A 12,287-nucleotide genomic window follows, 5' to 3' on the forward strand; every position below is an offset into this window, starting at 1 on the left:
GATTTTAATTTGATTGGTTGGGGAGTTTTTTACCGTGAATAAGAAGTTGTTTCGCATTAGCAATCGGGGCATTTTATATCTTTTTAATTTTTTGTTTGGTATCACGTTTATTTGTGCAGTCACATTTCCTAATTTAATTGTTGGTGATAATTTAACAACAGGTGCGGGAACGACTATTGTAACCACGATGTTCTTGATTTTTGTCGTCACGATTGTCGTTGCAATCATTGTTTATCCAAAAATCCGTCACATAGCGTGGCGGATTTTTGTACAGCATCAACTGTTAACAGCGAGCTTATTAATGGGCGTGGTAATGGCATGGCAATTGCTGTTTATAATATGTGTTCATCCAGCGATTGGGTTTGATGTTGGTGCAATTCATCTGGGATTAATAGAACCCCAGAATAGTCAACTTCAAGCCTATTTCAGTATTAATCCTAATAACTTACCGTTACTATTGATATTACATGGAGTGGCACAGCTCTTACATAGTACTTCATGGTTAGCAATGGATTTGGTAACCATGATCGTCGTTGATCTTTCAGCATTACTAAATATTATTTCAATTCGCATTATAGATCGACAAAAGACGGCATTAGGCATTTATATTCATGCAATATGGCTTTCGATTTTCCCGATGATTATTGTGCCCTATACGGATACTTGGGTATTGCCTTTAGTATCTTGTTACATGTTTTGCTATTTTAGTTTGCGCTTTGGTCATTTACGATTTAGGTCAGCATACTTTGTAGCATTTTTGTTAGGTCTGTCAATTGCTGGTGCGTATTTTATGAAACCTTCTGCGATTATTCCAGTAATTGCAATAATTTTGATTGAAATATTATATTGGATTCAAAATCATACAATCAAATTATTTACGTTCAGACAACTTACAATTCAAAGGATTAATCACGGAATCGATCGAATTTTAACATTTCGGATGATGATCCCAATGATTGTTTTGCTGACATTGGGAGGCGCGTATTTTGGAGGTAACTATTATTTAAATAATCAGAACTACGTTGTTGTTAATCGTCAACGGGCAATTCCGGCGATTCATTTTATGAGTATGGGAGTATCTGGAGAAGGTGGATATAATGCCCATGATGCATTGATAATGGCCGAATTACCTACGAAAGAAGCTCGTGTAGCGTACTCAAGGAACATGCTAGTATCGCGAATGAAGAAAATGGGGGTCTTGGGATACGGAAAGTTTTTACTGAAAAAGCAACGCAATAATACTGCGGATGGCACCTTTGCCTGGGTTAAAGAAGGTCATTTTATTAATGATGGTGTGACTCATCCAGCACACCGTGGCTTTGCTGGCAGCCTCCGACAGTTTGTTTATTTGTATGGAACTCATATTGGCGATTTTCGATTTTTAGCACAGTTTTGGTGGGTTATTTGGCTGGGAATGATTTTCTTCAGCTGGCGTAATCGGCAAATGGTAGTTCAGCTATTTCGACTAGCAATTATCGGCGGAATGCTTTTTTTACTTATGTTTGAAGGTGGTCGAAGTCGGTATTTAATTCAATTTCTGCCAATCTTTTTATTAATGGCGACCTTGGTGGCGGAAGAGTCTTACCGCCTTCTTGGTGGATTATTTAAAGTTGGATTTGCAAGGCGTCAGAATAAAGCGTGAAATGATGAGAATTGGGTGGTGAATGTAATATGAGAAATAGGATTAGAAATGCAATTGATATTACTATTTTGGGGTTGTTTATATTAATATTGGCGGGCACTTTTGCGTCTAAGAATTTTACAGATACACAGCAGTTCGGCCTCGTAGTGGCGTGGTTATTCTTTATCGCCGGTATAATTACTATTTTTGCGAGAGAACATGATATTGTGTTAAAAGAATTCAAAAAATTGAGTCTTTTAACGCATAAAGCCTGGCTTTTTTGGGCTTTGGTAATCGTATATCAATTGATTTTGATTCGATTTTTTTCTTTTCAGACAGGGTACGATGCTGGAATTGTAAGAGCAGCGGCAATGGGGGTAAGAAGTAACTGGTATTTTTCGATTAATCCGAACAATTTAGGCTTGTTATACCTTGAACGATTGATTTTTATAATTAGTAAAATACTGGGAATTCATAATTTTAGTTATATGCTTAATGCTGTTAATTTAGTATTTATTGATGGTGCCATTTTGATGATGTCAGTGATATTAAGGAAGTACACGAATAAAAAAATCATTTGGGCGTTGCTACCGGTAACATTTATTATTTCACCGTGGGTCGTCGTTGCCTATTCTGACACTTTTATGCTACCTTTATTAGCTTGCCTGCTTTGGATAATTCAAAATGTGACTGAGCTTGTAAAAAAACATCAATTGACCATTAAAGCGATTGTAATCAATGGTCTGTCTTTTGGTGGGTTGCTGTTTTTTGCATATCAGCTTAGGCCGACGATCCTAATTATAGTCGTTGCAATTGGTGTCGAAGTCCTGTTTTCGTTGTTGTTAACGGAACGAAAACAGAAGAACAAACGACAATGTCTGTTATATATCATTGTCGGCATGGCAACGGTAATCGGTTTATTTGGTGTTCTTCAAATTGGTAAAAGTTACGCGACCAAAAATGAAACACTGGTCAATATTAATAAAAACGTCAGTTTCACACCGACCCATTTTATCATGATGGGTATGAGTACGGATTCGCAAGGTGGTTTTTCTATGAAGGACTACGACTACAGCCTAAAGTATGCGGTTAAAGGCGACCAAAAGCATAGTCAGGGTGAGGAAGATCGTGCGAATATTCGAAAGATCAAGAAGAGATTAAAAAATTTTGGAGTGACCGGGTACTTAAAATTTTTAGCACTGAAATATTACAGAAATACAAGTGACGGGACGTTAGCATGGGCCAATGATAGCTCGCTTTATTCAGTCTCAGTGAAAAAACATTCGGTGCTATATTCACTGTTACATCCGTATGGATCTCGATATTCCTATTTTAGAATTGTTGCTCAAATTTTGTGGATTTTTACTATGATCGGAGTGGTACTTAGTCTATTGGACAGCTCATTGTTCGCACGGATACTAAGAATGTCATTTATCGGGTTACTATTGTTTTTACTGATTTTCGAAGGTGGTCGTTCCAGATATATGCTCCAGTTCATTCCAATTATCGGACTGCTTTCAATGATTGGCTGGTCTAAACTCAAAGCTTTGAATTTACCTCGGATACTGGAATGGCATCTGGATAGTTCAAGTAACCTGTCAAATAAACGTAGATAGTGGGGGAACATTTTATGAAAACTTTTTCGAAACTTTTATTTAACCGAATAATTTTAATTATGTTTCTGCTTGTCTTTGTTGGAACGCTGACGACCAGTAATTTGAATGGGCTTGTTATTGGGACACTTTTAATGATTATTTTAATTGTTGTTTCAGCGTTAATTTTATTTGGGCATCTTTTCAAGTTCAACTATGTAACCGTTGGACAAAAAGTTTGGCTGGTCGTTAAGCAAGGGTGGACTGCGCTTGGACTAATGGTGGTGTTACAGCTAACGTTAGTGACTTCCTTAATGGGCGTAAATGGATTTAATTCGGGACTGATTAAGTGGGCTGTTACAAGCAATACCCTCTCTGAAGGCAGCTATTTGTATAATGATTTCGTCCGATATCCAAATCATTTTTCACTGATGTTGATAGAACGTGGTATTTACCATGTGACAAGATCAATGGGAATTACAAATCTCAATTTAGTTTTCGTCATTTTAAATATTATTCTTATAGATGGCGCAATGGCGATATTGTACCTGATTTTACGACGTTCTTTAAAGCGAATGAGTGTTTGGGGATTGGTCCCCATCTGTATTTTGTTAAGTCCACGGTTGGTTGTGTTTAGCAATGACAGTCTATTATTATTTTCGATTACGTTAGTTATTTTTGCGGCCCAGCTATTAATTATTGAATTTAATTCAGGATTTAGTAATTATGTCAAAATAATTTTAACCAATGTGATGTTGGGGTGTGGGGGATTCATGGCTTACCTAGCTAGACCCAGTTCATTCATTTTGGGGTTAGTTTTGCTAGTAGCAATGTTGGTAGCAATTGGAAAACGTAAGCACAAGAATGCTCAATTTATCAAGGGAATCATTCTGGGAGCACTAATTTTGATCTTAACAATTGGTGGATTGACTGGGATTAACCAAAAAAATACGACACAGCAAACCATTATAACTAACAATTCGGCACTAAAATTATTACCTAGCTACTATGTCATGTTGGGGATGAACGCATCGACGATGGGCAACTACTCGCAAATTGATGAACAGTACAGTGCGAGTTTTACTAAACGAAATGCGCAGCGTGCAGCCAATACCAAGGTAATCAAGCAGCGGTTAAAAAAGTTTGGGGTGCTAGGGTATGTTCGATTCTTGGTACAAAAGAATTATCATACAACTAGTGACGGAACGTTTGCAGGGCTGCTAGATGAGCCTCAAGGAACGGCCCATTTTAAGTTTATTCGTTCATTCTTTTTCAAATTTGACAAACACGTTACGATTTATAAGACGATTGCACAGGTCTTTTGGATAATGATTACTTTAGGACTGTTATTGAGTATTCTAGATACTTCGCCTCTGATGCGAATTTTACAATTGACACAATTTAGCTTTCTGATAGTGTTATTAATTTCTGAAGGTGGCGATGGTAGCTTTATGTTGGGGCTAGTGCCAGTAACCTATGTGCTGGCATTAGTTGGGTGGTCGAGACTGCGTAAATCTGTTCAAGACAGAAGTATCTTGCAGGTTAACCCAGCCGGCATAACGACACTGGTTGACCATCTTATTCCAGGGGCTCACTAATGAAATACTGAAAAGTGGAATTAATATGAGTGATTATTGGCATCGGATTCAGTTGAAAAATCGAAGCATGTGATGGTTATGTTTTTACTCAAATTGGTAGCGTTTTTGCATCATATTCACTACAATGTGAGTGTTAGCTAAAAAAGGAGGAAATTAGACATGCGAAGGCCATTCATTGCTGGAAACTGGAAAATGAATAAGACTGCTGATCAAGCACTGCAGTTTATTAATGAAGTAATCCCCAATTTACCTCCGCAAGATCAGGTTCAGAGTGCAATTGCGGCACCAGCGCTTTTTTTGCAAGCGATGGCGGCTAGAACGCAAGCGACGGATCTTGATATTATCGGTGAGAACTGTTTTTACGAGGATTTTGGTGCGTATACCGGTGAAACAAGTCCAATCGCACTCAAACAACTGGGTGTGAACTATGTAATTTTAGGTCATTCAGAACGCCGTCTTTATTTCCATGAAACGGATGAAATTATCAATAAGAAGGTGCATGGCGCTATTCGAGCAGGCCTTGATCCGATTGTCTGTTGTGATGAAACAATGGGACGTCAAGCTGCTGGTGACAAGATTCATTGGGTCGTTAGCCAAATTATGGCAGATCTTAGAGGGCTGAGTGAAACGGAAGTCAAACGGGTCACCATTGCTTATGAACCGAGCTGGGCCATTGGTACTGGGACGAGTGCTAGTTCTGAACAAGCTGAAGAGGGGTGCTATTTGATCCGGCAAACCATCGCTGACGTTTATAACGATGATCTTGCCAATCAGATTCGCGTTTTGTATGGTGGCAGTGTGAATCCGGACAATATTGGCGAACTCATGGCTAAGGATAATATTGACGGGGCCCTAGTCGGAAACGCAAGTCTTGATGCCCAATCATTTTTACAGCTGGTTAATTACCAATAACCGTATTATCTCATGGAAAAGAACTTGTATTTAACTGCACAAAATAATACAATGAAACAGGAACTGCTTTCCAAATTTAAAAATCAGAGGAGAGAATCATCAAATGTCACTTATTACAGATATTTACGCACGCGAAGTCCTAGATTCACGTGGTAACCCAACCGTTGAAGTTGAATTATATACAGAAGCTGGCGGCGCAGGTCGCGGAATCGTGCCTTCAGGTGCTTCAACTGGTGAACACGAAGCTGTTGAATTACGTGATGGTGATAAGAGCCGTTTTGGTGGCAAAGGTGTATTAAAGGCCGTTGCTAACGTTAACGACATTATCGCTAAAGAAATCGTTGGCTACGAAGTTACTGACCAAGTTGCTATCGATAAGGCCATGATCAAGTTAGACGGTACAGAAAACAAGGCTAAGTTGGGTGCGAACGCTATTTTGGCTGTTTCAATCGCTGCTGCCCGTGCTGCTGCTGATGAACTTGAACAACCACTGTACAACTACCTTGGCGGTTTCAATGCACATGTATTGCCAACCCCAATGATGAACGTTATCAATGGTGGCGCTCACTCTGACAACAAGGTTGACTTCCAAGAATTTATGATCATGCCTGTTGGTGCTGACTCAATCAAGGAAGCTATCCGAATGGGTTCAGAAACTTTCCACACATTGAAGAAGCTTCTTGCTGCTGACGGCAAGGCAACTTCTGTTGGTGACGAAGGTGGATTTGCTCCTGACTTCGCAAACAACGAAGAACCATTACAATACTTGGTAAAGGCCATCACTGAAGCCGGCTACAAGCCAGGCAAAGATGTTGCCATTGCCATCGACTGTGCTTCATCAGAACTTTGGAACGACGAAGACAAGAAGTACAAGCTTCGTTGGTCAACTGGTGAAGAACTGACTACTGAAGAATTTGTTAAGTATCTCGAAGACTTGGTTGCTAAGTACCCAATTATTTCAATCGAAGATCCAATCGATGAAAATAACTGGGAAGACTGGGCTGAAATTACCAGCGAACTTGGCAAGAAGGTTCAATTAGTTGGTGACGACTTCTTTGTTACTAACACTGACTACCTTGCAAAGGGTATCAAGATGGGTGCTGCAAACTCAATCTTGATCAAAGTTAACCAAATTGGTACTTTGACTGAAACTATGGAAGCAATCGAAATGGCTAAAGAAGCTGGTTACACAGCGATCGTTTCACACCGTTCAGGTGAAACTGAAGACACAACCATTGCTGACTTAGTTGTTGCTACTAATGCAGGTCAAATCAAGACTGGTTCAATGAGCCGGACTGATCGGATCGCTAAGTACAACCAATTGATGCGTATCGAAGATCAATTGTCTGAATCAGTTGCTCAATACAAAGGAATCAACTCATTCTATAACTTGAGCGAAGATGCTCGTAACAACGTTATCAACAAGTAATTTGTTATGAGATTCAAAGAAGCTGGGCTGCAATTGTGGCCGAGCTTTTTTGATACATAGAAAACTGTGGGTGAGAAGATGAAAGTGAACATTGACCGGACTAAGACCAACCAGCTACTGCGAGGCATAATCATTGGCGCGTTGGCCGGGTTTGTTGTGAGTACGTTTAGATTATTAATTGAATGGGAATTGAAACTCATTAAGATCGGATATCAATTTTTGCATCAGCAGCCAGGATATTTGGTCGCGTGGGTGTTAATTTCAGTGTTGTTAGCGTTGGGATTGGGACAACTAACGCAAGGTTATCCAGCAATTAAGGGATCTGGTATTCCCCAGATTGAGGGACAATTGGCTGGTGATTACGAAGAAGCTTGGTGGCCCGTACTTTGGCGTAAATTTATTGGTGGTGTCCTAGCTATTGGTTCTGGTTTATTTCTTGGGCGTGAAGGCCCGTCGATTCAGTTAGGCGCAACTATTGGACAAGGATTTGCGGAGTTCCGGCATGATAAACCATTAGCACGACGCGTTTCAATTGCTAGTGGTGCAGCAGCTGGATTATCTGCTGCCTTCAACGCGCCAATTGCCAGTACGATGTTTGTCTTGGAAGAGGTCTACCATAATTTTTCCCCAGTTGTTTGGTTGTCTGCCTTTGTCAGTGCGCTTAGCGCGGATTTTATTTCGCTGAATTTCTTTGGATTAACGCCGGTTTTACACATTACCTATGCACACTCGTTACCGGTGAATCAGTATGGTCATTTACTCATTTTGGGAATTATTTTGGGAATATTAGGGCGATTGTATCAGGTTAGTCTTTTTAATATGGGCCGATTGTATGGTCGATTAAAATTACCGGCTTTTGTGTATCCAGTAGTTCCATTCATATTAGTCATTATTATTGGTTGGTATTGGCCACAAACACTCGGCGGCGGTAACTCGCTTATCGTTAATTTGACGCGAATGAATCCATCAGTCTTGTTATTTGGCGGGCTATTACTCCTTAGATTCTTATTTTCCATGGTGAGTTACGGATCAGAACTACCAGGCGGAATTTTTCTCCCCATTTTGACTTTAGGTGCTGTGATTGGCGGGTTATATGGCGCTGCGATGCATGCCGTTGGATTGTTGCCTAGTGTCTATATTGCCAATTTTATTATTTATGCGATGGCGGGGTACTTTGCTGGAATTGGTAAGGCCCCATTCACCGCAATTCTTCTGATTACGGAAATGGTTGGGTCTCTGGGGCATTTAATGCCGTTAGCCGTTGTGTCATTGGTGGCGTACGTTGTGGTGGATATTTTAAATGGTGCGCCGATTTATGCGTCGTTATTAGAAAAACTGTTGCAACGAGAACCACAATTGATTGCGAATAAATCACAGGACGTGATTCATACAACCGTATTTGTCGGCGCGTTACTAGACGGTAAGCAGGTTCGAGATTTTAATTGGCCTAAAAGCTGTTTATTGTATGCTATTCATCGTGGGGAACAGCAATTGATTCCTCACGGAGATACCGAAATTAAAGCCGGCGATACGCTTTTAATTTCGGTGGCCCCCCGAATGCGCCATAGTGCGTTTGTAAAGATTATAACGGCGGCGCAGGGGACTGAAAAAAATAAGTAGCAAACAACTAGAATCATCCATTGACCTATGATACAATGAGTGAGATGTATGACGGGTGAAAATTAGGAGGATTTTTCCTTGTATAATTTACTATTAACAATCTTTTTGATTCTTTGTGTTGTTATCATTGCATGTGTCATGATGCAACCAGCAAAGAATAATAACGATGCAATGTCAGCTTTGACTGGTGGTGCGGGCGATCTGTTTTCACGACGGAAAGCCCGGGGCTTTGAAGCCGTAATGCAAATTACGACAACGATTTGCGGTGCGATTTTCTTCATTCTTGCACTGACGTTGATTTATATTTCATCACATTAAAGAAGGCTGCCCTCCTGTATTTCTTACAGGGGGCTTTTTGCTTTTAAAGGAGGGATGGTCACGTGTTACGGCAACCAACACCGTTTTTCTTCGAGCAGGGACCACAAGCAGTAATTTTACTGCATGCCTATTCGGGAAGTAGCAACGATGTGCGCCTATTAGCGCGCTTTTTACAGCGTCATGATTACACGGTTTATGCACCAATTTTTACCGGGCACGCGACCGATGATCCTCGTGATATTTTACGTGAGGGATCTCCCGAACAATGGTGGCGAGATACTCAGGCCGCAATTAAAGCTGTTCGAGCGGCTGGTTATCAGCAAATCGCAGTATTCGGACTGTCTTTAGGTGGCATTTTTGCAACTCAGGCCCTGGAAGTTGATCAGGAGTTAGTTGGCGGTGGCGTTTTTTCATCACCAATTATTACTAATCAACATACAAATGTACCACAACAATTTCCACGGATGGCGCGGCATGTTTATCGACAGCAGGACCTTTCAGAAGACCAAATCAAAACGCGATTGGCGTGGATTCGTGAGCAGTTACCTATCCAGCTCGGCCAAATTAATCAGTTTGTTACGGGTGTGCAAGCTAACCTGAACCATGTCAAATCGCCGTTCTTTATTGCCCAAGGCGGGCAAGATGAGATGATTAGCGCGCAGTCAGGGCTGCAGTTGAAGCAGGCTCTCGAACAAACTGGGCAGGTGGTGGACTATCATTTTTATGAAACAGCTTCCCATGTACTTACGGTTAATACCGCGCATCAACAGTTAGAGACAGATGTTTTAAGTTACTTAACGACAATTTTTGAGGTAGATAATGACAATTAATTTAAAAGAACAAATTCAACAGCACTTACAAGAAAATAGTGAACTTAGCTTTTCTGCAGAAAAATTAGCGGCTCAACTAGGATTACAGGGAGCTGATCAGTTTACGACGATCATCCAAACTCTGGCACAGTTGGAGCGTGAAAAGGAAGTTCAGGTTACCGATCGGGGAGAATTTCAGGCGGTGCCCAAAAAACCCGTTTTATCTGGTATTTTTCACGGTAATGATAAGGGATTTGGGTTTGTGGCGTATGATCCAGATGAACCCGATATTTATGTTAACCCGGATCATACCATGCATGCGCTAAATGGTGACGAAGTAGAGGTCGACATTTTACGTCCTGGAAAACCGGATGGATCGCAGGGACCTGAAGGACAAGTGACTAAAATTATCACTCACCATTATGAAAGTGTTGTGGGTGAGTTTAAGATGGCTGCCGAAAATGGTTACATTGGGGAAGTTGTCCTTAAAGATAAGAAAATTTCGAAATATAAGTTCATGGTAACCGATAAGGGGATTCATCCGACCGATGGCGAAGTTGTTACGGCAGACGTGACCCGTTATCCAACTGATGATGAGCCTAAGACGATGGTCGGGATTGCTAAAGAGTCGATTGGGAATAAAGACGATCCCGGTGTTGATATCTTATCAGTTGTTTATGCGCATGACCTACCACATGAATTTCCAGAAGACGTCGTTGAGCAAGCTAACAATGTTGAAGAATCAATCACGGAAGAGGAAAAAGAAGGCCGAATTGATATTACAAACCAACCATTAGTCACGATTGATAGCATCGAATCAAAAGACTTAGACGATGCGGTTGTTGTTTGGCGAATGGACAACGGTAATTATCATCTCGGGGTTCACATTGCCGATGTGAGTCACTATGTCCAAGAAGGTACTCCGCTTGATCGAGAAGCCTATGAACGAGGGACGTCAGTTTACTTGACTGATCGTGTCATTCCAATGCTTCCGCGGCGGTTATCCAATGGTATCTGTTCATTAAATCCCGGTGTAGAGCGTCTTTCAATGAGTTGTGAGATGGAAATTAACGATGAAGGAAAGGTTGTTAATCATAAAATCTTCCCAAGTGTGATGAAGTCACATGCACGAATGACTTATAAAGCGGTGAACGCCATTGTTGAAGCTCATGATGAAAAGACACGCACTCAGTATCGTGATTTAGTCCCAATGTTCGAAGATATGGCTGATTTACATCGAATTCTGTTGAAGATGCGGAAACATCGTGGGGCCATTGATTTTGATGCACCAGAAGCCAAGATTGTTGTGGATGAAGAGGGACACCCAACAGACATCGTGCTGCGGGATCGCGGTTTATCAGAACGAATGATTGAATCATTTATGTTAGCGGCTAATGAAACGGTTGCTGAACACTTCAAACGGCTTCATGTGCCATTCCTATATCGGACACATGAAACGCCCGATGGCGAACGAGTTAAATCTTTCTTTGAATTTTTAAGTGTGATCGGACACCCCGTACACGGTGACATCAATAATTTGAAGCCTAAGATGCTGCAAAATGTTTTAAAGGATGTTGCTGGGACACCGGAAGAACAAATGGTTCAAACGATGATGCTCCGGAGCATGAAACAGGCGAAGTATTCTGACCAATCCATCGGACACTTTGGACTGGGCGCCGACTTCTATACACACTTTACTTCGCCAATTCGGCGTTATCCGGATACAACGGTTCACCGCTTGATCAAATGGTATGCTAAACACGGCACGGGTGAGGAAGCCAAAGCTAAGTATGAGGAACAATTACCTGAAATTGCCGAACATACTTCCGTAACGGAACGACGTGGGATTGACACGGAACGCGATGTTGATAGCATGAAGAAAGCCGAGTATATGGAAGAACATGTTGGCGAGACGTTCAACGCGGTCGTCAGTTCAGTTATGAAGTTTGGCCTGTTTGTATCTCTTGAAAATACGGTTGAAGGCCTGATTCATATTAGCAATATGCAAGATGATTACTATGAATATGTTGAAAAGCACATGGCGTTGGTTGGACGTCGTTACCACCGAATCTTCCAAATTGGCCAACCAATTCAAGTGAAATTGATCCGGGTTGATAAAGATCAGCGGGAAGTTGATTTTGAGCTAGTTGATCCAAAATCAGCACCCACGACAAAGCTTCGGGTACCACGCACCGATGATCATCGTCGTGGTAATGGTGGTGGCCGCGGCCGTGGTGGTAATGGCGGCAATCGAAATCGGGATCACCATGGTGTAGACAATGGTCACAAGAATAATCGTCAAATTAATCGGGGGCAGGCCCGTCGTCGGGATGGCAGTAAACCATCTCAACATGGTAGTCATAATAATCATAGATAATGAGGTGATTA

General features: G+C 41.3%; 9 protein-coding genes. All 9 read left to right on the top strand.

The window, feature by feature from the left end:
* The first annotated feature begins 34 nt into the window (after positions 1 to 34).
* Positions 35 to 1,642, top strand: coding sequence for a TIGR03766 family XrtG-associated glycosyltransferase (locus FC26_RS11065; protein ID WP_057780637.1), 1,608 nt, complete (start codon positions 35 to 37; stop codon positions 1,640 to 1,642).
* A 29-nt stretch (positions 1,643 to 1,671) separates the two neighbouring features.
* On the top strand, positions 1,672 to 3,237 hold the full coding sequence (locus FC26_RS11070; protein WP_057780640.1) for a glycosyltransferase family protein: 1,566 nt from the start codon (positions 1,672 to 1,674) through the stop codon (positions 3,235 to 3,237).
* A gap of 14 nt (positions 3,238 to 3,251) precedes the next feature.
* Positions 3,252 to 4,811 carry a hypothetical protein gene (locus tag FC26_RS11075; protein WP_057780642.1) on the top strand — a complete coding sequence of 520 codons (1,560 nt, stop codon included), beginning with the start codon at positions 3,252 to 3,254 and terminating at the stop codon, positions 4,809 to 4,811.
* A gap of 159 nt (positions 4,812 to 4,970) precedes the next feature.
* On the top strand, positions 4,971 to 5,723 hold the full coding sequence (gene tpiA, locus FC26_RS11080; protein WP_057780645.1) for a triose-phosphate isomerase: 753 nt from the start codon (positions 4,971 to 4,973) through the stop codon (positions 5,721 to 5,723).
* Between the two features lie 103 nt (positions 5,724 to 5,826).
* Positions 5,827 to 7,152 (top strand): phosphopyruvate hydratase, encoded by a 1,326-nt coding sequence (gene eno, locus FC26_RS11085; protein ID WP_057780647.1) that lies wholly within the window; start codon positions 5,827 to 5,829, stop codon positions 7,150 to 7,152.
* Positions 7,153 to 7,230: 78 nt separating this feature from the next.
* A complete protein-coding gene (locus FC26_RS11090) occupies positions 7,231 to 8,772 on the top strand; it encodes a ClC family H(+)/Cl(-) exchange transporter (RefSeq protein WP_057780650.1) in 1,542 nt (513 codons plus the stop codon).
* 78 nt (positions 8,773 to 8,850) lie between these two features.
* Entirely contained in the window at positions 8,851 to 9,090 is a 240-nt protein-coding gene (secG, locus tag FC26_RS11095) for a preprotein translocase subunit SecG (protein WP_057780653.1), read from the top strand.
* 62 nt (positions 9,091 to 9,152) lie between these two features.
* Positions 9,153 to 9,920, top strand: a complete 768-nt coding sequence (locus FC26_RS11100) for an alpha/beta hydrolase (protein WP_057780656.1) — start codon at positions 9,153 to 9,155, stop codon at positions 9,918 to 9,920.
* Positions 9,910 to 12,276: a ribonuclease R gene (rnr, locus tag FC26_RS11105; protein ID WP_057780659.1), complete on the top strand. Its 2,367-nt coding sequence runs from the start codon at positions 9,910 to 9,912 to the stop codon at positions 12,274 to 12,276. Before FC26_RS11100 ends, rnr begins: the two co-directional genes overlap by 11 nt.
* Positions 12,277 to 12,287: the final 11 nt, after the last annotated feature.

This window comes from Paucilactobacillus vaccinostercus DSM 20634 (assembly GCF_001436295.1).
In the GTDB taxonomy this organism is placed as follows: domain Bacteria; phylum Bacillota; class Bacilli; order Lactobacillales; family Lactobacillaceae; genus Paucilactobacillus; species Paucilactobacillus vaccinostercus.

Excerpts from the sequence above, each read along its gene's own strand:
- FC26_RS11070 (WP_057780640.1), top strand. The coding sequence starts at position 1,672 with ATGAGAAATAGGATTAGAAATGCAATTGATATTACTATTTTGGGGTTG.
- FC26_RS11075 (WP_057780642.1), top strand. The coding sequence starts at position 3,252 with ATGAAAACTTTTTCGAAACTTTTATTTAACCGAATAATTTTAATTATG.
- tpiA (WP_057780645.1), top strand. The coding sequence starts at position 4,971 with ATGCGAAGGCCATTCATTGCTGGAAACTGGAAAATGAATAAGACTGCT.
- eno (WP_057780647.1), top strand. The coding sequence starts at position 5,827 with ATGTCACTTATTACAGATATTTACGCACGCGAAGTCCTAGATTCACGT.
- FC26_RS11090 (WP_057780650.1), top strand. The coding sequence starts at position 7,231 with ATGAAAGTGAACATTGACCGGACTAAGACCAACCAGCTACTGCGAGGC.
- rnr (WP_057780659.1), top strand. The coding sequence starts at position 9,910 with ATGACAATTAATTTAAAAGAACAAATTCAACAGCACTTACAAGAAAAT.